Below are 26,632 nucleotides of genomic sequence, written 5' to 3' on the forward strand. Positions count from 1 at the left end.
CCGGAACTGCGCAATTCGTCTAATAATTTAAAGCACAGGAATACGTTCGCCCGCGCCTTTCAGCGAGGCAGACATACGGCGCTCAGGATTTTGACGTGTCAGCGCCAGCAGGAAACCCATCGTAATCGCTATCGCCACCAGCGATGAACCGCCATAGGAAATAAACGGCAGTGTCATCCCCTTTGCAGGCATCAGATGCAGATTCACTGCCATATTAATGATCGACTGGAAGCCAAATAAAATCACGATACCGGAAATGGCCAGACGCGAGAAAGCATCACGCTCTCTCATGGCAACAACAAGCCCGCGAATAACGATAAAGGCAAACAGCAGCATAATCAGAATACACAGGATAATACCGTATTCTTCCGCAGCCACCGAGAAAATAAAGTCCGTATGACTGTCAGGAATAATACGCTTGATCGTCCCTTCACCCGGCCCCTGCCCGAACCAGCCGCCGCTGATAATCGCTTCGCGGCCGGTATCAACCTGAAACGTATCACCTTCACCGGTCATAAAGCGGTCAATACGGCCCGCCACATGGGGAAGGAATGTATAGGCACCCAACCCCAGCACGACCGCACCACCGCCGAAAACGACAATCCACATCCATGACATGCCCGCCAGAAAGAACATAGCGCCCCAGCTCACAGCGGTCAGCGTGGTTTGCCCGAAATCCGGCTGCGCCATCAGCAGCGTTGCAACCAGACCGAACAGGATAAGCGCCATGAAACTGCCCGGCATATCGCCGCTGCGCTCTTGTTCGGAGAACAACCATGCACAAATCACCACAAAAGCCGGTTTCATAAACTCGGATGGCTGGATAGAAACTCCGGCCAGAGAGACCCAGCGCCGCGCACCTTTGACTTCAATCCCGAAAAACAGGGCTGCAACCATCAGCAACAGCGAAATTCCAAGCAGAGCCAATGCAAAACGGCGCACCAGACGCGGGCTGAGAAAGGACGTGCCGATCATAGCGATCAGCGCAGGGATCATGAAAAAGATCTGGCGCTCAACAAAGTGAAAGCTGTCGAGACCAATACGCTCCGCCACCGCAGGACTGGCGGCGTAAGACAGCAAAATGCCAAGCCCCATCAGTGCCAGACAAGCAGCCAGAAAATAACGGTCAATCGTCCACCACCAATTGGCGACAGGGCCTCTGTCTACGCGGCTAACCATCAGTCTGCCCTCCCGATCGGTGCAAATCCCTGCAGCGTCATAACTTTATCGCGGAATGCTGCGCCGCGTTTTTCAAAATTCGGAAACTGGTCAAAACTGGCACAGGCCGGTGACAACAGCACAACCGGCTCATCAGCCGCATCCTGTGCCGCATCCAAGGCTGCATGATCAATTGCAGCATCCAGCGTATGACTGATTTCAAACGGCACATCATTGCCCAAAGTGGCCGCAAATTGTGCTGCCGCCTCACCGATCAGATAGGCTTTGGTAATGCGCGGGAAGAAGGTGCGCAGACTTTCAATGCCGCCGCTTTTCGGCAGGCCGCCCGCAATCCAGTAAAGTTGCGGGAAAGACGACAGCGCGGGCGCGGTTGCTTCCGCATTGGTTGCCTTTGAATCATTAATAAACAGGGTTTTACCCTGATGGCCGACCTGCTCCATACGATGAGCAAGCCCCGGAAAACTACGCAGACCGGCGCAGATCTGGTCAAGGCTCAGACCGACAGTCAGGCAGGCGATGATTGCGGCCAAAGCATTTTGTGCATTATGCGCGCCGCGCAGAGAACCGATACCCTCCAGCGACAACAGCAATTCAGCCTTACCATTCTGTGCACGATAAATCTGTGCGCCCTGCGCATAATAACCGTCCTGCAAAACCTGATCTTTGGAGAAACGGATCAGCTTCTTGCCAGCTTTTTCCAGCCGGTCGGCAACGGCAACACAATAAGCATCATCAATGGCGACAATCGCCGTATCACTGCCTGCAACCAGACGCTCTTTAATGGCGGCATAATTTTCCATCGTGCCGTGACGGTCGAGGTGATCGGGCGTCAAGTTCAGTAAAATACCCGCTGTCGGATTGAGTGAAGGCGCCAGATCAATCTGATAGGACGAACACTCAACCACATAATTACGGCCATCTGCCGGTGCTTCAAGCGACAGCACAGCAGTACCGATATTGCCGCCAAGCTGCATATCACGGCCTGAGGCTTTGATAATATGGGCAATCAACGCAGTCGTGGTAGATTTGCCATTGGTGCCGGTAATGGCAACAAACGGTACATCATTGCCTGCAGCCAGCGCTGCATTGCGCTCACGACAAAACAGTTCGACATCACCGATAACCGGCACCTGCGCCTGATGTGCCAGTTCCGCGCTCCAATGCGGCTGCGGATGGGTCAGCGGCACGCCGGGAGAGAGGATAAATGCACTGAAACCTGACCAGTCTGCCTCGCGCAAATTCTGTGTGAGAATGCCTTCCGCTACCGCACGGGCAACACTGTCCGGATTGTCATCCCATGCTACAACCTTCACGCCACCGGCGATCATAGCTTTTGCCGTTGCAATACCGGAACCGCCAAGGCCAAACAGCGCAACAGTCTTATCTTTAAAGGTCAGGGTTGGGATCATGGTCAGGCCGCCAGTCGACAATGCGTTCAGTCAATAATGTAAAAACAACTTCGCCGGATTATCGCTCCGGCATCTTTATAAACAATGAAGCTGCCCGTATTACGGGCAGCCTGATTATTGTAATCTTAACGCAGTTTCAGCGTTGAAAGACCGATCATCGCCAGAATAATCGCGATGATCCAGAAGCGGATAACCACCTGACTCTCAGTCCAGCCTTTTTTCTCAAAATGGTGATGGATCGGTGCCATCAGGAACACACGCTTGCCGGTCAGCTTGAACCAGCCAACCTGAATAATCACCGACAATGCTTCCATAACGAACAGGCCGCCGATGATTGCCAGCACGATTTCATGCTTGGTCGCAACCGCAACCGCACCCAGCATACCGCCCAGTGCAAGCGAACCGGTATCACCCATAAAGATCGCGGCAGGCGGAGCGTTGAACCAGAGGAAGCCCAGACCGGCGCCGATCACAGCACCGAGAATAACAGCCAGCTCACCGGTGCCTGGTACAAAGTGGATTTGCAGGTAATCCGCAAAAATCGCGTTACCCGACAGATAAGCAATAAAACCGAAAGAAGCTGCGGCAACCATCACCGGAACAATCGCCAGCCCATCAAGACCATCGGTAAAGTTGACCGCATTACCGGAACCAACCATGACAAAAGCGGCAAAAGGAATGAAGAACCAGCTCAGATCCAGCAACATGCCTTTCAGGAACGGGAATGTCAGCGAGGACGAAAACGGCTCCTGACCGGTGCGCATGATGACATAGGCAGCAATTGCAGCAATGATGAACTCAAGCCCGAGACGCGCTTTGCCGGAAAAACCTTTATCCGACTGTTTTGTCACTTTCAGATAGTCATCGTAGAAACCGATAGCACCGAAGCTGATTGTTACCAGCAACACAACCCAGACATAAACGCTTTTGAGATTGCCCCAGAGCATGACCGAAGCCAATGTTCCGAACAGGATCATCAAACCGCCCATGGTTGGCGTACCGGCTTTCTTGAAGTGAGTCTGCGGGCCGTCAGCACGGATCGGCTGACCGCGCCCCTGCCGGACGCGCAGACTGTCAATAATGCGTGGCCCAAGTAAGAAGACCAGCAAAGCTGATGTAATCAGTGCACCGCCGGTGCGGAAAGTAATATAGCGGAATACGTTGAAAAACGACAGATGATCCGCAGCATTGGCTAATAACATCAGCATCGGGTGAATGCCCTTCAGGTCGGTATCGGCACTTTAACACATCGCATTACACAAGAAATGCAGTGCTTAGTTCCTGTTATTCTTTAGCAGCCAGCTATGACTGTATATGAAAATCCGGTTTTACACTTTGAACATAAAACCGGCCTGTTTATTCTGCGGCCTCAGAGACGGCATATTTTTTCAGCAATGCATTGACGATTTTCACAAAGCCGATCGACTTTGACGATTTAATCATCACCACATCTCCGGGACGCACTGCTTTGACTACAAGTGGAAGCAGTTCGTCAACGCTTTCCCGATACTCAACCTGAATTTCTGCAGGCATTGCGGATTTCAGGGCACTCATATGCGCGCCGCCGATGAAAAGCATATTCACATGTGCATCCACAATCGGACGTGCCAGATCCCCATGTAGCTTGGAAGATTGTTTGCCCAGTTCCAGCATATCGCCAAGCACTGCAATGCGCCGTCCCTTCTCAATCCCCTCGCCTTGCGGCTCTGTAGTCTCAAGCAGTGACAGTGCAGCGCGCATGGATGCCGGATTGGCATTATAGCTTTCATCAATCAGCGTGAATGTGCCGTCACCGTGACGCAGACGATATTGCGCGCCGCGTCCGGCTTCAGCCTGCAGACTTGCCAGCGCCAGCACAACCTTCGTCATATCCGCGCCAACCAGATGTGCAGCGCCCATCACCGCCAGCATATTCTGTACGATGTGCCGGCCGGGAGCGCTGATTTTCACAGCCGCTTCCTGACCGCCGAGCGAAACCGTGATGCAGGAGCAATCCGTCTTCATCACCAGATCACGCAGCTTGTAGGTTGAACGGGCATTTTCACCGAATGTGGTGATGTGCTCAATACCGGCAGCAGTTGCCAGCGCCTCCAGCTGTTTGAAGCGTTTGTCATCGCGGTTCAGCAATGCATAACCACCGGGCAGCACGCCTTCAAAAATCTCCGCTTTGGCAACGGCAATTTCTTCGAGATTAGCAAAATGCCCCAGATGTGCAGGCGCAATCAGCGTAATGACAGCCACATGCGGCTGAACCATTTTCACCAGCGGGCGAATTTCATCATGATGGTTCATACCGATTTCAAAAACACCATAATCGGTATCTTCCGGCATCCGTGCCAAAGTCAGCGGCACACCCCAGTGATTATTGAATGAAGCGGCGGAAGCATGAACCTTGCCGCAATCAGACAGAACATGGCGCAAGGCTTCTTTGGTGGTGGTTTTACCCACAGAGCCGGTAACAGCAATGATCTGCGCTTTGGAGCGTGCGCGGGAAGCAATGCCAAGGCGGGTCAGTGCGGCCAGCACATCATCCACCACAATCATCGGCACCTGTAATTTACCCAGAGCAGGCAAACGCGCTTCGGTCACAACCAGCAGGCCTGCACCGGCAGCCATAGCAGCGGTTGCAAAATCATGCCCGTCAAACACATCACCTTTAATCGCGAAAAAGGCTTCACCCTTTCGCAGCGTGCGGGAATCGATCGAAATACCGGTAATACCTTCAGGAAGGTGACCGACCGGCCGCCCTTCCATCGCTTTTACCATGTCAGACGATTTCCAAAGCAAATCACTCATTTAAAACGCGCCTCAAGCGAACGGGCAACTTCTGCATGATCGGAGAATGGCAGTGTCACATCATTGATGGTCTGCCCTTCTTCATGCCCCTTGCCCGCAATAATTACTGTATCGCCTGCCTGTGCGAGCAGCACAGCATGGCGGATAGCTTCATGACGGTCACCGATTTCCAGTGCATCCGGTGCCGCAGCCAGAATTTCTGAGCGGATAGTAGCCGGTACTTCCGAACGCGGATTATCGTCGGTGACAATCACCACATCGGCCAGACGGGTGGCGATTTCCCCCATGATCGGACGCTTGCCTTTATCGCGGTCACCGCCACAGCCAAACACCACAATCACACGACCGGTGGTAAACGGGCGAACTGAAGTCAGCACATTTTCCAGCGCATCTGGTTTATGGGCATAGTCCACATAAACAGGCACGCCGTCTTCAGTGGAGCCGACCAGATCCAGACGACCCGGCGCACCTTTCAGACGCTCCAATGCTCGGAAAGCCGCATCCGCTGGCACACCGGAAACAATTGCCAGACCGGCTGCAACCAGTGCATTCGCCACCTGAAAATCACCGGCCAGCGGCAAAGCAAATTCGTAAATCTTACCGGCATGGCTCAGCTCAACATGCTGGCGATGGCGCTCGTGTTCCACGCGTTTCAGCGTAATGAAATCACCTTTACGACCAACGGTTTTGACATCAGAACCGGCAGCAACAGCGGCTGCAATCGCCTGCGATGAAAAGGCATCATCGGCAAAAATAATCGCCGGAGCACCTTTTGGCAGCAGCGTATCAAACAGGCGCATTTTGGCGCCGAGATAATCTTCAACCGTCGGATGATAATCCATATGGTCGCGGCCGAGATTGGTAAAGGCTGCGGCTGTCAGCTTCACGCCGTCCAGACGACGCTGATCCAACCCGTGCGATGAGGCTTCCATACAGGCATGGGTCACACCTTCATCCGCCAGTTCTGCGAGAAGTTTCTGAAGCTCCACCGGATCAGGCGTTGTCAGCGAGCCATATTCATTCCGTGTCGGGGAGAAAACGCCGGTTGTACCGATGCTTGCTGCCGCAAAACCTGCATAGGCCCAAATCTGCTGGGTAAAGGAAGCCACAGAGGTTTTGCCGCTGGTGCCGGTAACGGCAGTCATTATCTGCGGTTGTTTGCCATAGAATGTTGCAGCAGCCATTGCCAGCGCATGGCGCGGGTCTTTGCTGCGCAGCACAGGCACAGTGATGCCTTCGGCATTCATGTCTTCATCGGCCAGAATTGCAACTGCACCGCGTTTGACAGCATCAGCCGCATAGGCCGAACCGTCATTTTTCACGCCTTTCAGAGCCGCAAACAAGCTACCCTTCTGTACCTTACGGGAATCGGAACTCAATCCGGAAATCTCAGTCTGCGCGACTGAGTCCGTCATATCATTTACATAGGCTGCGATATCTTGAAGTTTCATGCCATTCAGATCCCGATTTTGAATTCATTTCATGTGACATAATAAGTGCTCAAGGCATTATTACGTCACATTGATCCCCTGCTCAGATCAGTCATTCTCATAAGCTGCCAGAATTGGTGCATTATCCTGCGCAAAATCAGGCGACACACCCAGGAATGATGCTGACCGGCGAATGATATTTGCAACCATTGGGGCAGCATTGAGTCCGGCGGTCGCAGAAAGTTTGCCTTCCTCCGGTTTTGGCTCATCAATAATGGTCAGAACCACATAGGTCGGGTCATCCATCGGGAATGCAGCAAGAAACGCATTAAAACGGACATCTTTGGAATAACGGCCGTTAATAACCTTTTCCGCTGTACCGGTTTTACCGCCAACACGATAGCCCTTTACCTCAGCACGACGACCGGAACCGATCTCGGAATTGAGACGATAGAGATAACGCATATCATCGCTGGTTTTAGGTTTCAGCACCTGCGTGGCAACAGCATTGGCCTCGTCTTGTGTGCGTGGCAGGAATGTCGGCGGAATGAGCTTGCCGCCATTGACCAGCGCCGCAGCAGCAACGGCTGTCTGCAAAGGTGTGGTCATCATACCGTGACCATAGGAAATGGTAATGGAGTGTACCTTCTTCCACACGCGCGGCTCAACAGGACGTGCCACTTCCGGCAGTTCGGTCTGCATACGATCCAGCAAACCGACGCGCTTCAGAAACTCGCGATGGCCTTCAATACCAATCGCGTCAACTTCTTTACCCGAACCGATATTGGAGGAATAAATAAACACTTCTGCCAGTGTCAGCCAGCGTGCCTTACCGTGGAAGTCGCGAATGGTCTGACGACCGATCGTAATCGGGCGGGTCGCATCAAATTTGCTTTCCAGATTGAACTTACCGGAATCCAGCGCCATCGCTGTGGTGAAGCTCTTGATCGTCGAGCCCATTTCATAAGTACCGGCTGACATCCGGTTCAGACGGTCTTTCTCCAGCGCATTATACGGATTATTCGGATCAAAATCCGGCACCGAAGCCATAGCAACCACTTCACCGGTCTTGGCATTCAGCACCACGGCTCCGGCAGCAATCGCACGATATTTTTCAACAGCGCGCACCAGTTCGTCGCGCATAATATGCTGCACACGCAGATCAATCGACAGGCGGAACGGCTCGAGATTGTCCGGCTGGGCAAGGCCTGCCATACGCAGATCGCTCAACCCCTGACTATCGATATATTTTTCCATACCGGCAATGCCCTGATTGTCGATATTGACCAGACCGACAATATGAGAAGCCGTAGGCCCGCCCGGATAGAAACGGGATTTCTCTGTGCGGAAACCGATACCCGGCACACCCAGCGCCATGATCTGGCTCTGCTGACGCGGTGTCAGACCGCGCTGAATCCACACAAAACCCGCACCGCTTTTCAGACGGCGATAGGTGCTTTCCCAGTCAAGATTAGGCAGAACCGTTGCCAGCAGTTCCAGAGTTTCGTCCGGATCGGCAATCTTTTTCGGCTCGGCATAGAGCGAAGCGGTTTTGATATCCGTCGCCAGCACTTCGCCATTGCGGTCAAGAATATCCGGCCGTGCTGCAAGCGTGCTGGCCGCACCGGCGCGATAACCCTCATTATCGCCGCCCTGCATACCGTAATAAACGAGACGGCCGCCAATCACCGCATAAATACCAACAAAGCAGGAAATCGCCATAATCAGACGATTACGCGCGCGGTTTCCGTGTTTCTTGCGGTTTCCGGCAAAGGCAACACTGTCATTGAGCGGAGACGTGGCAATGCCGCGCTCACTCTCGAGCGCGGCACTGTCAAATTCAGGTGCCTGCCCCAGAACCGGAGCATCATCTGATGAGGATTTTTTGTTTTTACGCCGGAACCAGCTGCTTTTTCCGCTCATGGCCGCACTCCCGGAACCACAACACGCATCGGTGCCGCATTTGAAACCGCACCCGCCGGTGTAGTTTGCGCAACGCTGCCTGTGCTCATCGTATCAACAGATGCAATCAGATCGGCACTGCCGCCGATCAGTTTTTCAATATCATCAGCCTGTTTCATCGGAATATCATCGAACAGACCGATCTGCGTCACATCAACCGGCTGCAGTTTCAGCTGTGACTGATAAATATCGGACAGACGCTGCAAACGGTTCGGCTGGGTCATCAGGCTCCAGTCTGCTTTCAGCAGATTGATCGTGTCTTTTTCAAAAGCGATCTGACGCTGAATTTTCTTGATCTCAACCACCTGCTTTTCAGCATCATGTTTGATCTTATAGGTCACGGTTGCCGCCACCAGCATGACTGCGATCAATATAATATCTATAGTTCGCATCATGATGATTTCCTCTTCGCATTATCAGTTTCTGGCAGAACAGGCAGGGTTGGCAGGCCGAAAATACTGTAATCCGCTTTAAGCGGCGGATATTCTGTGCGTATACCGGCGCGTAGCTTGGCCGAACGCGCACGCGGATTGCGCTCCGCCTCTTCCTCGCTGGCACCCACTGCTCCTTTGACTGCAGGCGCGAAACTGCCCTGACGCATATGCGCCTCCGGCAAATGGCGTGAGCCGCCGCCGCCGCCCGCACGGTCGGCAAAGAAGCGCTTCACAATACGGTCTTCCAGCGAGTGGAATGTCACAACAACCAGACGGCCACCCGGCTTCAGCGAACGTTCTGCAGCAATCAATGCACGCGCCAGTTCACCCAACTCGTCATTCACATAAATACGCAGTGCCTGAAAAACACGGGTCGCCGGATGAATTCGGTCTTTCGGATGACGCCCGACCAGCATCTCAATCGCATTGGCGAGATCACGGGTGCGGCTGAACGGTTCGCTCTCACGGCGTTTTTCGATCATGCGCGCAATGCGTCCGGCATGACGTTCCTCACCGAGAAAATTAAAGATGCGTGCCAGATCACCCATTTTATACTGGTTAACCACATCAGCAGCACTCAGGCCCTGCGAGGACATGCGCATATCCAGCGGCCCGTCTTTCTGGAAAGAAAAACCGCGGTCAGCCTCGTCAATCTGCATAGAGGAAACGCCGATATCCAGCACAACACCATCAGGCTGCACATCGCTCAGCACATCTTCCATCTGGGAGAAGCGTGCCTGCACCAGACGCAAACGTCCCTGATATTCTGCAACCACCGCCTGTCCGGCAGCAATTGCATTCGGGTCGCGGTCAATGGCCAGAACTTCGGCACCGGTTTTGAGAATTCGTTTTGTGTAGCCGCCAGCCCCGAAAGTGCCGTCCACATAAAGCTTACCGGCTTCAGGCTGCAAAGCACTGACAACCTCTTCCAGCATAACCGGAATATGGCGGGAATAGTCTTCATGCTCTGATGCGCCCGCCTGTGTATCAGCGTGCGGTGTCAGTTTGTCTGCCTGCGCTTCCGGAACCATAATTTCCTTCGGTCCTGTCATTGTTTTGCTTTCTTCAGCGGACCCAGCGTGAGAACGGCAGATCCTTGCCCGCCAGCGGTTAAACCGCGGCTGCAGATTTCAGCATTTTGCATACCGGCCAATGCCGGATGCAGCACAAAATGTCTGGAAACTGAACAAAGTCTGGACGCAACAAACTGCATTAAGAAATACCACCGGGGTAAGGTAGGCGTCAACGCAGGCGCAAAAACCGCTCCGAACGTTGCCATATTATCGATTTTTGCGACTGCGCAGCCGGCCGGACACGCAATACGCCGTGAATAAATTTATCCAATATTAATATTAAGGAAGGGTTATTATACGGGCACAGTTATGATTTATCAGCGGTTAAAATGACGCTTTGTGCAGCATCTTTTGCCGAAATATTTAAACAGAATTGTCAGCCGGTCTGTAAGCCGGGTTCTGTATGGCCGGACTGTTTCCAGCCCGACGCGGCAGCCATTCATCTGGGACGGATGTCGCCACCCGCCTCTTGCAACCCACCCGGACGGCTATCCGGAAACTGATTACCAGACCGAAGCCTGATGCGCCGTCCCTATTCGGTCTTGCTCCCGATGGGGTTTACCGTGCCACTCCCGTTACCGGCAGCGCGGTGGGCTCTTACCCCACCCTTTCACCCTTACCTGCCCGATGCCCTTACGGGCGATGGCAGGCGGTCTGCTCTCTGTTGCACTTTCCCTGAGGTCACCCTCGCCGGGCGTTACCCGGCATCGTGTTTCCATGGAGCCCGGACTTTCCTCACTTGCCACCTTTCGGTATTGAACAAGCGCGGCTGCCCGACCGGCTGACATGCGTCTATAGGCTTGATCTGTCATAAAACGCAATAAAAAAGCTGGGCTCCGGCGACGGAAACCCAGCTTTTGTATAAAATCTCAGCCCTGCTGTGTAAGGGCTGTTTAGATTTAGGTTATGGCGTACAAATTGTCCCGCCAGAGCCTGAATATAAACAGGCATAGAGCATTTGCAGTTAACTGACCTCAGTTAACGGTCGCAATTGTGCTCTTAGAATGAACGCATGAAGTCTTTAACTTTGCTGCAATATTTTGCAGATGTCGGGTTCATACGCTTGGCACCGTGACCGGCATTATATTTCAGAATTGTGCCGCAGGTTGTACCGCCGCCGAGCTTCTGAGCCTGCGCAAGATATTTCATGCCATATTGCACATTGGTTGCCGGATCATAGAGGCCTTTTGCCGAACCGGTATAACCCAGACCGCGTGCAGTACCGAGCTTGATCTGCATCAGGCCGATTTCACCGGCGCTGCCACGAACATGTGCCTGATAATTGCTTTCATTGCGCACAACCGCATGAGCCAGTGCCAGCGGCACACCATAGGAAGATGCATAACGGGCAATGATGCCGGAATAAGGCTTGCCCGACTTGTCTGTCTGCGCCTGCTTGGTTTCTGCTTTGCCGCTGATCTGATTATTCAGATCAATGCGGGTGCGAGCGGAACGACGCTCAATAACCGGCATTTTGGCAGTACGGGAAGCCTGTTTCTGATAGGCAGTACGGCTGGTATCAGCCTTGTTTTTAGTCGCGTCATTCTTCTTTGTTGCAGTCTTTTCTGAAGCTTCTTTTTTCGCTTTCAGGATGTCTACAAGATTTGTTTTTTCAAGTACCGGTGCACTCATGGCTGGTGTCAGACCGAACGAAACCACCGCCCCGCTGAGAGCGCATAAAAATCCAATTTTTTTAATCATAAACCTTAACCGTTGGAACTGTTGCATAATCCGTCGAAAGGTTTTGCAAGACATGCAAAACCAGCTTTCAACGCCCTTCCTTCTGGGAAACAGTCCGCCCCATCACCAGACTTGCTCAAGGAAATTGAGGTTGTATCTGACGGGGAAATGCAGCCGAAGATTGTCGGGGCAAGTCACAGATTGCAAAAACCTGTAACATTAGCGGATTATTTCTTGCGGCCAACAATAAGGTCTTTTTAAAAATCAGCTGGTTACGGTTTCACGCAAATTCGTAGAAATAAGCTTGTGCAGTGTCTCAATTGTCGAGATATCCGCCACACCATCAATCTGAATCGGGCGAAAATGGCGCTGAAATGCGCTCAGCACCACTTTGGTCCGCTCGTTAAACTCGCCATTAATGGTGATATCATAGCCATACATTGCCAGCATGGACTGCAAGGCCTCAACCGGCTGCCCCTGATCGCCCATGGCAAAAAACCGTCCGCCGCGGATCGGAGCCGGTTCAACCCAATGACCGATCCCTGCTTTAAACAGGGTCTCCCACGGAAAATTCTCGCCCGGATCAATCTTGCGTTCCGGTGCAATATCCGAATGGGCAAGCACATTCTCCGGCGCAATATTATAGCGTTCGCAAATCGAGCGGCAGAGAGAGATCACAGATGAAATCTGCGCATCAGGAAAAGGCGGAAAATTCTCCAGCACACCCGGATTGACGATCTCGATACCGATAGAGGCAGAATTGATATCCCGCTCCCCTTTCCAGCAGCTCTGGCCTGCATGCCATGCGCGTTCGCTTTCCGCGACCATCTGCACAACCTGACCATCTTCATGCACGAGATAATGTGCCGAGACTTCACGTTCAGGACATTTGAGAATATCCAGAGCCTCCTGCGCAGTCGCAAGCCCTGTATAATGCAGGATCAAAAAACGCGGTTCTTTACCGTCTTTGCGCGGGCCGAAATTTGCAGATGCATCAATAACAGCGCCCTCATAGTCAGCTTTGCTCAGCAAGGCGCGCGGGGCGGCCTGATTATTCTGCGCCAAACCGGCCTCCGGTGTTGAATTATCCTGCATAGTCATGCTGACCCAATTGTTTCTCAAGTGTCGCCCAGGCTGCATTGATCGCAGCCAGACGGTGATTGGCTATTTTCTGAAATTCATAGGGCATACCGCGGGCAATCACCAGATCCGGATGGTTCTGACGCACAAGTTTGCGATAATGCTGCTTGGCCTCAGTAAATCCTACACCGCGCGTCAAACCCAGAACGGCATAGGGATCGGAAGGGCCGAGATTGACATGCCTTCCGGCGATCAGCAAAAACTCGTCTTCCTCAATACCAAAAATTTCAGCTACACGCCTCAGGAACTGCATTTCCTTATCGTGTACATAGCCATCGGCTTTGGCGATATAGAACAAACCGTCGAGAACATCGGAAAGCGCACCGCAAGGCTCATCCGCTCCGTTTTGCTGCGAGGAACGACACAGTGAAGCAATTTGACGGGCATAGCTCTCAAAACCGGCCACATCCTGTTTGGCAAGATTATACAGCCTTGAGACGTGATCCGCCTCTTTTTCCGGCACTTCAAAAATATCCTGAAAAGCCCGTACTTCGTGCTGTGAGACAATGCCATCAGCTTTGGCCATTTTGGCAGACAGCGCGATCATAGCGATGGAAAAAGCAACGCGACGGCGTGTTTCCGCATCACCCTCAAAATAGGTGCGGACGGCTTCAATCACTCCGGAAAACGCACTGTAAGCCGTCTGCGTTAAAAAATCAGCGATACTGGACCAAATCGACATAAGCTTATGTAATTCAAAACAACTCTGATGAAAACCATCAAGCGCGAAGAGTTGAATGAAATTCAGCCGACATTGCTTATGGTCAATACCGGAACGCTACGAGCCTTGCCCGGAACGAGGCGTGTAAAAGCATAAAGCAGAGAACATTTCCGGCAATTCACACCAAACCTGAAATGCTCTTATAGTCTTACATCAGGCTTACATGGATTTTGCAGATGACTGTTCCGTGCGCATCTGACTTTCCATGCGCACACGTACAAAATCTTCTGCAGTTTTTTTAGCTGCCGCAGCCTGATCTGACGTCTGACCGACACTCAAAGCAGTTTTCTCCGCATCATCACCGGCTTTTTGCACTGCAACCCTCACATCTTCTTCCGTGAGCGGTTTCTTCAGCTCAGGTAAAAGCACGGCAGGACCTGCCACACTGTTCTGCGACGCTTTGGCATCAATTTCAGCCAGTTCCTGATCGGCCTTTGACTGCAATTCCTGCTCCGAATGAGCAATTACGGCTGCAACACTGTCAGTCTGTTTTTCTGCGGTCTTGTCATGCGTCAAAAATCCGCCGGAAAAGACCAGACCGGTCAGCACACCGACAGCAAGTATAAAAGCCAGCAGACGATACATTTGACCTCCTCAACCGCCTTCAGCAAGGCGGTTTACAATCTCTCGTTAATGCCGGAAATATTTAATTGTTCCGCTTTTTATTCCGGCAATTCTGACAGTATCCCCGTCAAACCTGTATAAGTTATGACCCAACTAATCAAAAAATATTTATAAATCAAACAGTTTGGCACAAGACATTGACCGCCTGAGACAAGATGCGCACGTCGGCATCCCGCTGGTGGGAGGAATTATCCTTATTCCTCTAAAGGAAAAATTTAACCTTTTGCAGTAAGAAAGCATTCATGATTTCCCTGTGATTGTTGTGAGATGATACCCGATGAAGCCAGCAGCACTTGCCGTTCTCAGCCTTGTGCTGAGTGCATGTACATCTGTGGATTATGATTTTTCAGATGTAAAACCGTCGGCAGGTTCTGTCTCCGGCACAGGGATTGCTCTTCCTTCTTCCAGCGCCAAGGCGCCGCGTTTCTATGATCGCAAGCCTCATGACTATACCGGTAAAACCCCTTGGCATTATCCGGTCCATGGTACGGATGTCTCCAAATATCAGGACAAAGTTGACTGGCAGCAGGTGCGCAACAGCGGCATTTCTTTTGTCTTTATTAAAGCGACAGAAGGCGGCGACCGCGTTGATGACCGCTTTGCGGAACATTGGGCAGGTTCACGCGCAGCCGGTATTCCGCGCAGTGCCTATCATTTCTATTATTTCTGCCGCAGTGCAGCCGATCAGGCACGCTGGTATATCCGCAATGTACCGAAAGACCCGAACGCCTTGCCGCCGGTTCTGGATATGGAATGGAACCCGCTGTCACCATCCTGTAAACTTCGCCCTGATCCGGCTGTTGTGCGCAAGGAAATGCGTACATTCCTGACCATGATCGAGCGTCATTACGGTAAGAAGCCGGTCATCTATACCACGGTTGATTTCTTCGATGACAATGACCTGCGCAGTTTCAGCGATTATCCGTTCTGGCTGCGCTCCACAGCCGGTCATCCGGATGAAAAATACGGCCCTCACCCGTGGGTCTTCTGGCAATATACCGGCACAGGCACAATTCCGGGCATCAAGGGTGACGCTGATATTAACGTATTCGCGGGCAATCATGCCCAGTGGAGAAAGTGGCTGGAAAGCAACAAAGTCAGATAAAATCGCCTTCACTGCGTGAATCTGACTTTACCATCTTCTTTTTCACAAAATGTTTATGCAGGACATAATTCAGAAAACTTGAACGCTCTGGTCAAAACCGGCCCGATCAACCAAAACAGCAAAACCTTACCGAGGTTTGCTGCAGAAAGAACTGAGTTATGTCACGCCCTGCCTCCCTGTCTGCCTTCAGATCAGTTTTTAAACCACTTCTGACTGCCGCTACTCTTCTCTCTACTGCAAGCTTTGCTTTTGCTACTGCGACACAGCCTGCGGCTCCCTCGGCAGCACCATCCGCACCGGCCGCTGTCGCGATTGAAAAGCCGGCCTGCGGCGGTGATTATAATGTCTGGCTTGAAGGCGTTGTCACTGAAGCCAAAGCTGCCGGTATCTCAGACAAGGCACTTACAGAGCTGCATAAAGCCCAGCTTGATGAACGCACATTGAAGCGTGACCGCACGCAGACCGTTTTCAACCTGACCTTTGCCGAATTCTCCAAACGCCTGATTTCCGAACAGCGCCTGAAAAAAGGCCGCGAAAATCTCGTTAAATATGCAGATGTCTTCAAGAATGCCGAAGACACCTATGGCGTTCCGGGGCCAGTGATTGCTGCATTCTGGGGTCTGGAAACAGACTTCGGCGCTATTCAGGGCGATTTTGACACGCTGAACTCGCTCGTTACGCTGGCTCATGATTGCCGTCGTCCGGAGCTTTTCCGTCCGCAGCTGATCGCTTTGCTGAAACTGATGGATAAAGGCGTTGTGGATGCCGGTACCATGGGCGCATGGGCAGGCGAAATCGGCCAGATGCAATTGCTGCCGAAAGATTATCTGGAACGCGGTGTCGATGGCGACAATGACGGTAAAGTAGATTTGCGCAACAGCGTGGCTGATGCAGTAATGACTGCAGCCCGTATGTTGTCTGAACTCGGCTGGCAGCGCGGCGAACCGTGGCTGGAAACCGTGCAGCTGACACAGGATCTGCCATGGGAGAATTCCATCCGCACCTATCGCCTGCCACATTCGAAATGGAGCGGCTGGGGTGTAAAGTCTGTCAATGGCAATGCACTCGGCGCTGATGACGGTGACGCCTCCCTGCTCATCCCTATGGGACGCAAAGGACCGGCATTCCTCTCCTACCGCAATTTTGATATTTTCGTCGAGTGGAACAAATCCATTGTCTACGCAACAACTGCTGCCTATTTCGCATCGCGTCTGGCTGGCGGTGAGCCTTTCCTGCTCGGCACACCAGAGGCCGGTCTTTCAACAGAAGAGCTGAAAGAACTGCAGAACAAGCTCGTTGTACGCGGCTATGACATGGGTCGAATCGATGGTGTTTTCGGCACCATGACCAGAGATGCCGTGCGCACTGAACAGCTCCGTTTGGGCATGCCTGCCGATTCATGGCCGACACGTGAATTGCTCGAAAAGCTATAAATTTAGTGGGATTTTGATGCCGTCTGTAAAAAAATTTACGGCGGCATCAAAACTTTTGACACCTGCCTAACATATTGTATTTTTTACAAGTTTAAAATTCTGCATTGATTGCGAAAGCCGCCTTCGCCGCTCCGCCCAGTCCCCTCCCATGAAATTAGACTTTTCTTTGGCCGTTTATGTCGATAAAATGACACAAACGGGAAATGTGCTGACACAGTTAAAAAACAGTCAATTTGATCGTGAGACCATGCCTCTTGCATGGGTGGTTAAAGAGACTGGAAGCGGCATTTCCGGTTTAGAGTTAAGAGAAGCGGCTCCGGCATATTCCCTCAGATCGGGTTCTGTCAGGAGTGACTTTCCGGCCTTTGAATGTTGTTCATACGGCATTTGAAAACTGAACTTACAACCTGCTCAGGAGGCAATCCATATGGGTTTAACGCGTTCAATCAATGCCTTGGTATTTTGCGCAGCTTTTGTTTTTGTCGCAGCAATGATTGTCGGTGTATTTCCCTGACCTCGCATATTCACCATCTGAATTTCAGATGCTGACCTGATATCTGCATTTCGGTTTCATAATCAGAAAATATACAGATTACGGTCTTAATCAGAGACATTTTGCAGGCATCACTTTTACAGATACCACCGGCATATTTGGCATTCCGCAAAAGTAGATAAATCAAGTCCTGTCATTTTTTAAAAACGAAAAAGCCCTGCGGAAACATTTTCCGCAGGGCTTTTTCGTTTCATCCCATATATTTTAAGCTGCGACCGGCGCCCTCACCCCAAGCAAATGGCAAATCGCAAAAGCCAGATCCGAGCGGTTCATGGTGTAGAAATGAAAATCATTCACACCGCGCTCGATCAGATCATTCACCTGTTCGGCTGCAAGCGCCGCTGACACCAGCATATGTGTCTGCGGATCATTCTCCAGTCCGTCAAAACGATCTGCCAGCCATGCCGGTATGCGCGTTCCTGCGCGTTTGGAGAAATTCGCCACCTGCTTGAAATTATGGATCGGCAAGACACCCGGAATAATCGGAATATAAATGCCTGCGCGGCGCACACGCTCTACATAACGCTCATAAAGATCATTATCGAAGAAGAACTGCGTAATCGCGCGGGTTGCACCATTATCGACTTTGCGTCGCAGCATTTCAATATCAGTAGCAAAATCCGGACTTTCCGGATGCTTCTCCGGATAGGCAGAGACGCTGATATCAAAATTGGCAATGGATTTAAGACCGGCCACGAGATCGGCACCATTCTGATAGCCACCCGGTGTCGGCTGATAGGCTTCACCGATGCCGCTTGCAGGATCGCCACGCAGCGCCACAAAGCGCGTCACACCCAAAGAGGCAAAGGAGCGAACAATCGAATTGACCTCTTCCTTGGTTGCATCCACACAGGTCAGATGCGCGGCAGGCGTAATGGATGTTTCTTTGATGATACGGGCAATGGTTTTATTGGTGCGCTCGCGGGTCGAACCGCCCGCACCATAGGTCACCGAAACAAAAGCCGGATTAAGCGGCGCCAGACGTGTCACTGTCTCCCAGAGACGATCTTCCATCTCTTCGGTTTTCGGCGGGAAAAACTCGAAGGATACACGGATCGGATGCGCGCTCTCGGAACGGCGCTGCTGGCCAAAACTAGACATCGGAAATCTCCGTTATTCTTGCCGTCATAGTTTGCACCATGGGGCAAATATTCATGGTCACGTCACCATGAAGAAAATCAAAACTGCGCCTGCCCGCGCCTGAATGGCGCAAAGCTAAACATTAGAATGCTACTCAATATTGCCGATGCCCCTCAAAGTGCGCCTCAAAGTGTGCCTCAGGCAGCATCGGCGATCAGCATTCGCGGATCACGCGCAAGCCACAGTTTAATCACCAGTCCGGAAGCCTGCCCGCCCTGCGGCTCAAGCGCTTCAATCTTTTCCGGTTCAAGCCCTGCAGCTCTCATCCAGCCGGTCATTTGCTCGTCGCTGAAACCAAGTCGCAAATGGGCATGTTCGTCACGCAGGAATTCGAGATCATGCGGCGCAAAATCCACCACCAGTAAACGCCCCTGCGGGCGCAGCGCACGCGCAGCCTCACGAATGGCCGATTGCGGCTCATCAAGGAAGTGCAGAACCTGATGGATTGTCACCAGATCATAACCGTCGCGATCAACCGGCAGCGCATAAATATCGCCCTGACGCACCTGCGCATGGGCAACACCAGCCTGATCCAGATTGGTACGCGCAACTGTGAGCATATCGCGGTTGATATCAATGCCCACACCGCGCACATAAAGCGGGCTGAACATTTCCAGCAAACGGCCGGTACCGGTGCCGATATCCAGCATAGACTGGAAAGCCTGTTCACCGACAATACCACGCAGCGCATCTTCAACCATTGTTTCGTCAATATGCAGCGAGCGGATCTGATCCCAGCTTTCTGCATTGGCGCTGAAATAGGCAGTCGCACGCTCATGGCGCTCGGCCTTCACCTGTGCCAGACGCTCCTGATCGCGCAGCAGCAGCGGATCCTGATTATCCTGCCAGCCGATCAGTGCACGGGAAAGCCCCTGATGGATCGGCGTTTCCGACAGGCGGAAATAGGCCCATGACCCTTCCTGATAGCGGCTGATTAAACCGGCTTCACTCAGCAATTTGAGATGGCGGGATACACGCGGCTGCGACTGGTTGAGAATGGATGTCAGATCAGAAACTGTCAGATCACCACCGGCAAGCAGCGTCAGAATACGCAACCGGCTTGGCTCTGCCGCAGCCTTCAGCACTTCCACCATTTCTTCCAGAGCCAAAGGCTTGCCAGTCATACCGCACTCCGCATTTAAAACACATAAAGATATGTTTATGTGATCTATGCGATTATTGCAACTAAAATCAACTGATAAAAGTTTTAAAATACCATATTTGATTTAAGCATAATCACGGCAAAGCACATTACAGGAAGCTTCCATGGCCGCATCCGCAAAACGCCGCAAAGAGATCGAACTGGCGCTCCGCTTATTGGCACCACATACGCCTTATTTTGATACAGAGCAAATCCGCGAAGCAGCTGCCGCGCCGCATATGCGCAGCCTCACCGCACAAAATGCTGTACGCCTGACACTGCTCGCATATATCCGACACAGCTACACAGATTATGACAGACTCCGCGATGAAGGGCTGGATAAAGACAGCGCACTTTACTGGATTCAAGATCAGATTTCAGAAAAACTCACAGAATGGCAGGCATTAAACTTACTTCCTGACAGTAATTACAGTGACCAATAAAATAAATATATGGAAGATTAAAAATGTAATTTAAATCATTAAGAGGGTTTTTAAATGCCATATACATTTCAAATACAGTCATCATTAAATCAAAACTATATTATTCCCAACACGAGTACCTTAAAAAACAGTTTTATTAATTACACGATACAAGGAATAGACAAAGCTGGAAACAATAAAAAATTAGAAACATATTGGATTTCCAAAACAAATCCAAAACTTTTAACTGCAGAATTAAGTCAACCAGTACTCATGTACAATCCAAATAAAAATCTCTTCTTTGGCGATAGCGAACAAATCATACCGATGAAATCCCCCAATCAAGGAAAAACTGGATCGGTTGCCGGCGCCTTTAATTTTACAACCTCGGACATATCGCCAAGGTTTATTTTCAAACTTGTGGGTTCACAATACGAAATTTTTCTCGATGACTACCGTGTAACAGATAAAACAGCGCTTACAAAAAAACTTGTTATGGATAAAACCAATGCAAGTCGAGTATTAATTACAGACGCAGAAATACTTCGCGACGGACTTAATGTAGACGACAAATGGATAGTCACGATTGTTTCTTAATTTCTATGTTTTTAAATAAAAGGCTTTGAAAATGTCACAATACTTAAATATATACCTGTACGACAATAAAGCAATCAGCCAATTCCAGCTTGCTATTGATTATATTGGCGACGGCAACAATCTGCTTTTAATGGAATATCAAGCCGAAGCAGTATCCCCGTTTTATCCTGACGCCACAGATAAGGGGCAGTATTTTGTGGTTGACAGTTTCCCGGATTGGAACACTGTCACCAATGGGGAAAGAGTAAATATCCCTGAATTCCCGATTTATAATCCCTGGTCTGGCGGTTTCTTAAACACAACAGGCCAGCAGACAGGTGATACAACAAATGCTGGCGGAACCATTGTAGGAACTTCAACTTTCTTATCCCCGAATAGTGTTGATAAATTCAACGTTTTTGCCCTTAACTCTTTTGGAAGTTGCTATATTTATAAAGTTGTAAAAACCCCAAATGCAGCAGGTACCGGAACTGTTGATACCATACATTATCTTGCATATGACGTGGTAAACCACACAATTTGTTATTTTCCAACAACTAAACCTGATGAATCAGGAGGTCAATACTTTGTGGAATGGAGAATTGAAAAAATAGATACTACTCCTATACCTTCCGCTTGAATAATATCTCTAAAAAATAAATTTATAAGCTACGCGCTCCAATCCGGCGCGTAGCAGATTTGTTCCAGTATTCGTACAGCTACCTTATCAGAAGCTGCAGCTGCACCTGTGCGCTCTACCCAGCCGGTCTGACCACGCAGATATTTCGCTGCTTTTACAAAGTTAAGCGCCAACACAGCCTCATTCTGAGCGCCAATATGCTGCGCAATTGATGTTCCGGCGATTTTGCACGGTGCATTCAGCCCGTTCAGCTTCAGTGTCAAACCACTGTCAAAAAACAGCACCGTACCGGCAGGCAGCAATGTGAAATCTGCGATGCCCTCCACCACAATATTGGCCCCGATCCATTCCGGCCTGATCGCATCAAGCCCCATTGCCGCAGCAATTTTTTCCAGTTCTTCAAGAGAAATCAGAGAGAGCTCACGGTCATTACGGATCACCGTGCCCCGCTGATACCACGGCTCACGGCCACCGGCTCTACGCGTCATTCCATAATGATGATCACCAATAATGCCACCATGATCACAGTGCAATTTGTCTACTGCTTGCGTGACAAAATCCTGCCCTGAAGCAATATAAAGACCACGGACACGACCTGTAACTTTGCGTGCCGCTATGCGTTTGCCATGAATATTATCAAACAAATCTGTCATCGCGGCTCAGCTTTCACCGCGGACAACAACCATAAATACGCGCGGGAAGTGCAACAGCACCTTGCCGTCCACCGTCAGCGGATAATGTTCTGCCAGCCGCTCCGTATATTCTTCCAGATAATCGCGTTGCTCTTCTTCATTCAGCGGATTTAAAAACGGACGCAGGCCGGTGCTTTTTACCCATTCAGTAATTGCTGCATGCCCCTCAAGCGGGTGATTATAAATCGTGCGCCAGATGTCGATATGGGATGCGAGTGGTATCAGAGCATCATAATAAGCATTCACACTCGGCATTGGCGGACGAGGCGCTTTATTGAGACGTTCAATCCAGCGACTGTCTTTTGCCACTTGTCGCATCATACGATGGGACGGTTCATTCCAGTTATCCGGCATTTGTACAGCCAGTGCGGCACCTGATTTCAGCCCCTTCAACAAGCGCTGCAAATGCTGAATATGCTCCGGTATCCACTGGAACACCGCATTTGAAAACAGCAGATCAACATCCGCATCCGGCTGCCATTGCGTTACATCGCTTAAATAAAACGGCACATCAGGCAAACGCGCCTGCGCCTTTTCAATCATATCCGGCGACGCATCAAAACCGGATAGTTGCGCCTGCGGCCAGCGCTTTTTCAAGGCCTCAGTGGAGTTACCGGGGCCGCAACCAATATCAACAATGATGGCAGGATCTTTCAGCGGAATACGGGCGATGAGATCATTAACCGGTCTTGTGCGCTCATCCTCAAATTTCAGATATTGCTGTGCCGACCAGTCTTTCATCGTGATGCTCCTCTGTCTTACCTGTAACAAGCAATCTATAGCACCGGTGCATTTTGCCAAGCACTTTACAAACAAAAACGCCCTCCTTTCGGAGAGCGTTTCCATAACTTCAAATCTGGAGTCAAAAACTACAGGCAGTGCCATTTGCAGCCCTGCATGCGGCTTTTGAACCAGAAATTTTAGCGTGTCAGCGGCTTATAGGTCACCCGCTTCGGATTGACGCTTTCAGGTCCGAGACGACGTACCTTATCTGCTTCGTAATCTTCGAAGTTACCTTCGAACCACTCCACATGGCTGTCGCCTTCAAAAGCCAGAATATGCGTGGCCAGACGGTCGAGGAACATACGATCATGCGAGATGATAACAGCGCAACCAGCGTATTTTTCCAGCGCATCTTCTAGCGCCGCCAGTGTTTCTGTGTCCAGATCGTTGGTCGGTTCGTCGAGGAGCAGCACGTTGCCGCCAGCCTGCAACATCTTTGCAAGATGCACGCGGTTACGCTGACCGCCGGAAAGATTGCCGACTTTAGCCTGCTGGTCGCCGCCCTTGAAGTTGAACGCACCGCAATAAGCGCGGGAGTTCATTTCAAACTTGCCGAGCTTGATAATATCGTTACCGCCGGAGATTTCTTCCCAGACATTCTTGTTCGGGTCGAGGTGGTCGCGGCTCTGGTCAACATAACCGAGCTTAACAGTATCACCGATACGCACGCTACCGGTATCCGGCTGTTCCTGACCGGTGATCATTTTGAACAGGGTCGACTTACCGGCACCGTTCGGACCAATAACACCAACGATACCGCCCGGAGGCAGTTTGAATGTCAGGTTGTCGATCAGCAAACGATCGCCAAAGGATTTGGACAGGTTTTCAACTTCGATAACCACCTGACCAAGACGCTCACCCGCAGGAATGAGAATCTGTGCATCGCCCGGACGCTGATTTTCAGCCGCTTCAACCAGCTTGTCATAAGCTTTAATACGGGCTTTCGACTTGGACTGACGTGCCTTAGGGCTCGCTGCAATCCACTGGCGTTCACGCTCAAGAGCTTTCTGGCGGGAATCGTCTTCACGGCCTTCCTGAATCATGCGCTTAGCCTTGGCTTCCAGATAGGCAGAATAGTTGCCTTCATAAGGAATACCGCGACCGCGATCAAGTTCGAGAATCCAGCCGGTCACATTGTCAAGGAAGTAGCGATCATGCGTGATGAGCAACACAGCGCCCTTATATTCACGCAGGTGCTTTTCCAGCCATGCTGTGGTTTCAGCGTCCAAATGGTTGGTCGGTTCGTCGAGCAGCAGCAGGTCTGGCTTGGAGAGCAGCAGCTTGCAAAGTGCAACGCGGCGACGCTCACCACCGGAAAGCGTGGTCACGTCAGCATCTGCCGGCGGGCAGCGCAGCGCTTCCATTGCCATTTCAACCTGACTTTCCAGATCCCAGAGATTCTGGCTGTCGATAACATCCTGAAGCGCCGCACCTTCGTCAGCAGTTTCATCAGAATAGTTCATCATCAGCTCATTATAACGGTCAAGAATGGCCTGTTTGTCAGCCACACCTTCCATCACATTGCCGAAAACAGTCTTTTCAGGATCGAGATGCGGCTCCTGAGCCAGATAACCACAGGTCGCACCATCGGCGAGCCAGGCTTCACCGGTAAACTCTTTATCGAGACCAGCCATAATCTTGAGGATTGTCGATTTACCGGCGCCGTTAGGGCCGAGAATACCGATTTTCGCATCAGGATAAAATGACAGGTGCAGATTTTCGAGAATCTTCTTTGTGCCGTAGTTTTTATTCAAACCCGACATATGATAAATAAATTGACGTGCCATTGGGTGGCTGTTCTCCGAGAATTTGAGCCCGTAATGTGTGGGAATTCGCTTTGATGCGCTATTTAGGCTAAATATTGCGCAGGGGCAATGCCAGAACAGAGGCGAAGCAGGCGCGATAAGCATCTTCCCCTGTTTAACCTCTGAGGGTCTGAATAAAAAATCACCATTTGCAGCCAAGTGGGCGACTTTTGGATCAGACACTGAATAGCTATTATTATTACAAGTATAGTCTCCGCACTCCTGAAACAAGGTTTCACAATGCCGTTTGACAATCCTGAAATCCTGTTAAGTCCGAGCGGTGCAAAACTGGCATTGCGTTTTCAACCGGCGAAGAAAACGGCAATCGGCAATATACAGATCAGCCATGGCCTTGCCGAACATGCTGCCCGCTATCAGGAATTTGCGGATTATCTCGCGGAGCATGGATTTAACGTCTATGCCCATGACCATCGCGGACACGGGCTTACCAGCGCACCGGATGCACCGCTCGGCCAGTTCGCAGCCAAAGATGGCGATGAAAAAACTCTGCAGGATATCGGCTTTGTTGAAAAGACAATCCGCGAAAGACATGAGCAACTGCCGCTCATTCTCTTTGGCCACTCCATGGGGGGATTGGTAACACTGGCCGCTTTATGCGGAAAATTCTGCACGCCCGATGCAGCGGCCATATGCAATTCCAATTTTGCTAATGTCTTAAATCAGACGCTGGCTTTCACTTTACTCAAAGCCGAGCGCATGTTTCTCGGCTCCGATGTACCGAGCCATTTCCTGCCAGCCATGACTTTCCGCACATGGGCAAAGCAGGTGAAAAATTACCAGACGCAATTTGACTGGCTGTCCCATGATACAGCGGAAGTTGCGCTCTATAATAATGACCCGCTCTGCGGCTATGATCCGTCCGTCAGTATGTGGATCGATGTTTTCCGTTTTATGCGTCGCTGCAACAATCCTGCACCGCAACAAGCGATACCGCTACATATGCCACTTTATTTACAGGGCGGCGGACAGGACCCTTCAACTGAAGGCGGCAAATCCCTGCTTGCACTGGAGAAAAAACTGAGAACCTCCGGCTTCAGCAATATCACCACACAGATTTATCCGGATATGCGTCATGAAAGCCTGCATGAAACAGATCGCGCGCGTTTCACGCAGGACTTTACAGCATGGGCATTAAAGGCAATCGCCTGACAGAACTTTAAGCCAACCACTTGTCATAATCAGACACCAACAAATGCAGTGGCTGGACATCATCTTCCACATCAGAGAACCGGCCGATCGGTTCACGGAAGATATTATCCGTCAGATCATCATTGACGGTTGAAACCTCGCCGATCAGCACATCACCACCCTCGCCCCAAAAAGCATGCCAGTTACCGGGCATCAAGGTCACGCTTTCACCCGGATCAAGCTTCAGCAAACCTCCGGCAGACAGGCGCTTGATACGTCCGTCACAGGCAACAACTACGTCGCTTTTATCGTCAATCGAGCCATCCGGATTGGAATTGAACATTTCCAGTACCAGCTTGGCACCGCCGCGATTGATAATATCCTCTGCTTTCACCACATGGCGATGCATCGGCGACAGCTGGTTCTCGCGCGAGATCATGATCTTCTCCGCATAAAGCATACCGGTACCTTTTTGCAGATCTCCGGCCTGTCCGTTGCGCACGGTAAACAGGAACAGTCCCATTTCATCGAAACGCCCCTGCCCGTAATCAGTAATATCCCAGCCGAGACGCGCATTGCGGATTGCTGCACTGTCATCACTCACACGGGTGCGCATTTCCTCCGGCGACCAATAGGCAAAAGGCGGCATGACAAAACCGAAAGACCGGATAAAGCGGTCACTTTCACGGATAATTTCATTAATTTCCGAGCGTTTCATAAATGTTTCCTCCAGCGGTCATCCGTT

The 26,632-nt window shown here is 51.1% G+C and carries 25 protein-coding genes and 1 other RNA gene; 7 read left to right on the forward strand and 19 right to left on the reverse strand.

Going from position 1 to position 26,632, the window contains the following annotated elements; translation table 11 throughout:
• Nucleotides 1-27: 27 nt before the first annotated feature.
• The 13 genes from ftsW to KHQ09_RS12180 all read right to left on the reverse strand — a co-directional run bounded on the left by ftsW (nucleotide 28) and on the right by KHQ09_RS12180 (nucleotide 14,409).
• The gene (ftsW, locus tag KHQ09_RS12120; RefSeq protein ID WP_022711365.1) at nucleotides 28-1,179 is read right to left on the reverse strand and encodes a putative lipid II flippase FtsW; all 1,152 of its coding nucleotides are present in this window, start codon (nucleotides 1,177-1,179) and stop codon (nucleotides 28-30) included.
• Nucleotides 1,179-2,588: a UDP-N-acetylmuramoyl-L-alanine--D-glutamate ligase gene (murD, locus tag KHQ09_RS12125; protein ID WP_213598467.1), complete on the reverse strand. Its 1,410-nt coding sequence runs from the start codon at nucleotides 2,586-2,588 to the stop codon at nucleotides 1,179-1,181. The genes ftsW and murD overlap by 1 nt, the downstream gene beginning before the upstream one ends.
• Nucleotides 2,589-2,713: 125 nt before the next feature.
• Entirely contained in the window at nucleotides 2,714-3,796 is a 1,083-nt protein-coding gene (gene mraY, locus KHQ09_RS12130; protein ID WP_022711362.1) for a phospho-N-acetylmuramoyl-pentapeptide-transferase, read from the reverse strand.
• 148 nt (nucleotides 3,797-3,944) lie between these two features.
• On the reverse strand, nucleotides 3,945-5,384 hold the full coding sequence (locus KHQ09_RS12135) for a UDP-N-acetylmuramoylalanyl-D-glutamyl-2,6-diaminopimelate--D-alanyl-D-alanine ligase (RefSeq protein ID WP_075656123.1): 1,440 nt from the start codon (nucleotides 5,382-5,384) through the stop codon (nucleotides 3,945-3,947).
• A complete protein-coding gene (locus KHQ09_RS12140) occupies nucleotides 5,381-6,835 on the reverse strand; it encodes a UDP-N-acetylmuramoyl-L-alanyl-D-glutamate--2,6-diaminopimelate ligase (protein ID WP_213598469.1) in 1,455 nt (484 codons plus the stop codon). The genes KHQ09_RS12135 and KHQ09_RS12140 overlap by 4 nt, the downstream gene beginning before the upstream one ends.
• Before the next feature lie 87 nt (nucleotides 6,836-6,922).
• On the reverse strand, nucleotides 6,923-8,737 hold the full coding sequence (locus KHQ09_RS12145) for a peptidoglycan D,D-transpeptidase FtsI family protein (protein ID WP_022711359.1): 1,815 nt from the start codon (nucleotides 8,735-8,737) through the stop codon (nucleotides 6,923-6,925).
• Nucleotides 8,734-9,171: a cell division protein FtsL gene (gene ftsL, locus KHQ09_RS12150; protein WP_238481627.1), complete on the reverse strand. Its 438-nt coding sequence runs from the start codon at nucleotides 9,169-9,171 to the stop codon at nucleotides 8,734-8,736. The genes KHQ09_RS12145 and ftsL overlap by 4 nt, the downstream gene beginning before the upstream one ends.
• Nucleotides 9,168-10,145: a 16S rRNA (cytosine(1402)-N(4))-methyltransferase RsmH gene (gene rsmH / locus KHQ09_RS12155; RefSeq protein WP_238481733.1), complete on the reverse strand. Its 978-nt coding sequence runs from the start codon at nucleotides 10,143-10,145 to the stop codon at nucleotides 9,168-9,170. The genes ftsL and rsmH overlap by 4 nt, the downstream gene beginning before the upstream one ends.
• A 510-nt stretch (nucleotides 10,146-10,655) precedes the next feature.
• An RNA gene (gene rnpB, locus KHQ09_RS12160) (RNase P RNA component class A) lies at nucleotides 10,656-11,068 on the reverse strand.
• A gap of 214 nt (nucleotides 11,069-11,282) precedes the next feature.
• Nucleotides 11,283-11,984: a lytic transglycosylase domain-containing protein gene (locus KHQ09_RS12165; RefSeq protein WP_213598471.1), complete on the reverse strand. Its 702-nt coding sequence runs from the start codon at nucleotides 11,982-11,984 to the stop codon at nucleotides 11,283-11,285.
• 243 nt (nucleotides 11,985-12,227) lie between these two features.
• Nucleotides 12,228-13,058, reverse strand: a complete 831-nt coding sequence (locus tag KHQ09_RS12170) for an N-acetylmuramoyl-L-alanine amidase (RefSeq protein ID WP_116087781.1) — start codon at nucleotides 13,056-13,058, stop codon at nucleotides 12,228-12,230.
• Complete coding sequence (locus KHQ09_RS12175) at nucleotides 13,048-13,785, reverse strand: J domain-containing protein (protein ID WP_213598473.1); 738 nt, start codon at nucleotides 13,783-13,785, stop codon at nucleotides 13,048-13,050. Before KHQ09_RS12175 ends, KHQ09_RS12170 begins: the two co-directional genes overlap by 11 nt.
• A gap of 198 nt (nucleotides 13,786-13,983) precedes the next feature.
• A complete protein-coding gene (locus tag KHQ09_RS12180; protein WP_121991467.1) occupies nucleotides 13,984-14,409 on the reverse strand; it encodes a hypothetical protein in 426 nt (141 codons plus the stop codon).
• Nucleotides 14,410-14,725: 316 nt separating this feature from the next.
• On the opposite strand from KHQ09_RS12180, the gene KHQ09_RS12185 reads away from it, so the two are divergent.
• The 3 genes from KHQ09_RS12185 to KHQ09_RS12195 all read left to right on the forward strand — a co-directional run bounded on the left by KHQ09_RS12185 (nucleotide 14,726) and on the right by KHQ09_RS12195 (nucleotide 17,377).
• Nucleotides 14,726-15,553 carry a glycoside hydrolase family 25 protein gene (locus KHQ09_RS12185; protein ID WP_022711005.1) on the forward strand — a complete coding sequence of 276 codons (828 nt, stop codon included), beginning with the start codon at nucleotides 14,726-14,728 and terminating at the stop codon, nucleotides 15,551-15,553.
• 158 nt (nucleotides 15,554-15,711) lie between these two features.
• The gene (locus KHQ09_RS12190; RefSeq protein WP_213598475.1) at nucleotides 15,712-16,986 is read left to right on the forward strand and encodes a lytic murein transglycosylase; all 1,275 of its coding nucleotides are present in this window, start codon (nucleotides 15,712-15,714) and stop codon (nucleotides 16,984-16,986) included.
• Between the two features lie 148 nt (nucleotides 16,987-17,134).
• Nucleotides 17,135-17,377 carry a hypothetical protein gene (locus KHQ09_RS12195; protein WP_139316405.1) on the forward strand — a complete coding sequence of 81 codons (243 nt, stop codon included), beginning with the start codon at nucleotides 17,135-17,137 and terminating at the stop codon, nucleotides 17,375-17,377.
• Between the two features lie 366 nt (nucleotides 17,378-17,743).
• On the opposite strand, the gene metF is transcribed toward KHQ09_RS12195, so the two are convergent.
• Nucleotides 17,744-18,640, reverse strand: coding sequence for a methylenetetrahydrofolate reductase [NAD(P)H] (metF, locus tag KHQ09_RS12200; RefSeq protein ID WP_022711001.1), 897 nt, complete (start codon nucleotides 18,638-18,640; stop codon nucleotides 17,744-17,746).
• A gap of 176 nt (nucleotides 18,641-18,816) precedes the next feature.
• Nucleotides 18,817-19,803 (reverse strand): ArsR/SmtB family transcription factor, encoded by a 987-nt coding sequence (locus KHQ09_RS12205; protein WP_022711000.1) that lies wholly within the window; start codon nucleotides 19,801-19,803, stop codon nucleotides 18,817-18,819.
• Nucleotides 19,804-19,945: 142 nt separating this feature from the next.
• Here KHQ09_RS12205 and KHQ09_RS12210 point away from each other — a divergent pair, with 142 nt between their 5' ends.
• The 3 genes from KHQ09_RS12210 to KHQ09_RS12220 are packed head-to-tail and all read left to right on the forward strand — an operon-like array spanning nucleotide 19,946 to nucleotide 21,458.
• A complete protein-coding gene (locus KHQ09_RS12210; protein ID WP_213598478.1) occupies nucleotides 19,946-20,263 on the forward strand; it encodes a DUF2293 domain-containing protein in 318 nt (105 codons plus the stop codon).
• A gap of 54 nt (nucleotides 20,264-20,317) precedes the next feature.
• Nucleotides 20,318-20,839 carry a hypothetical protein gene (locus tag KHQ09_RS12215; RefSeq protein ID WP_213598480.1) on the forward strand — a complete coding sequence of 174 codons (522 nt, stop codon included), beginning with the start codon at nucleotides 20,318-20,320 and terminating at the stop codon, nucleotides 20,837-20,839.
• A 31-nt stretch (nucleotides 20,840-20,870) separates the two neighbouring features.
• A complete protein-coding gene (locus KHQ09_RS12220) occupies nucleotides 20,871-21,458 on the forward strand; it encodes a hypothetical protein (RefSeq protein ID WP_213598482.1) in 588 nt (195 codons plus the stop codon).
• A gap of 29 nt (nucleotides 21,459-21,487) precedes the next feature.
• Here KHQ09_RS12220 and KHQ09_RS12225 read toward each other — a convergent pair whose 3' ends face one another.
• The 3 genes from KHQ09_RS12225 to ettA all read right to left on the reverse strand — a co-directional run bounded on the left by KHQ09_RS12225 (nucleotide 21,488) and on the right by ettA (nucleotide 24,720).
• A complete protein-coding gene (locus tag KHQ09_RS12225) occupies nucleotides 21,488-22,111 on the reverse strand; it encodes an MOSC domain-containing protein (protein ID WP_213598484.1) in 624 nt (207 codons plus the stop codon).
• A 6-nt stretch (nucleotides 22,112-22,117) separates the two neighbouring features.
• Nucleotides 22,118-22,891 carry a trans-aconitate 2-methyltransferase gene (gene tam / locus KHQ09_RS12230; protein ID WP_213598486.1) on the reverse strand — a complete coding sequence of 258 codons (774 nt, stop codon included), beginning with the start codon at nucleotides 22,889-22,891 and terminating at the stop codon, nucleotides 22,118-22,120.
• A 179-nt stretch (nucleotides 22,892-23,070) separates the two neighbouring features.
• The gene (ettA, locus tag KHQ09_RS12235) at nucleotides 23,071-24,720 is read right to left on the reverse strand and encodes an energy-dependent translational throttle protein EttA (protein ID WP_213598488.1); all 1,650 of its coding nucleotides are present in this window, start codon (nucleotides 24,718-24,720) and stop codon (nucleotides 23,071-23,073) included.
• Nucleotides 24,721-24,978: 258 nt separating this feature from the next.
• Between ettA and KHQ09_RS12240 the strand changes: the two genes are divergently transcribed.
• A complete protein-coding gene (locus KHQ09_RS12240) occupies nucleotides 24,979-25,908 on the forward strand; it encodes an alpha/beta fold hydrolase (RefSeq protein WP_213598490.1) in 930 nt (309 codons plus the stop codon).
• A 7-nt stretch (nucleotides 25,909-25,915) separates the two neighbouring features.
• Here the strand turns inward: KHQ09_RS12240 and KHQ09_RS12245 are convergent, their stop codons facing one another.
• A complete protein-coding gene (locus tag KHQ09_RS12245; protein ID WP_213598492.1) occupies nucleotides 25,916-26,605 on the reverse strand; it encodes a D-lyxose/D-mannose family sugar isomerase in 690 nt (229 codons plus the stop codon).
• Nucleotides 26,606-26,632 lie beyond the last annotated feature (27 nt).

It is taken from the genome of Pseudochrobactrum algeriensis (genome assembly GCF_018436245.1).
GTDB classification, from domain to species: domain Bacteria; phylum Pseudomonadota; class Alphaproteobacteria; order Rhizobiales; family Rhizobiaceae; genus Pseudochrobactrum; species Pseudochrobactrum saccharolyticum.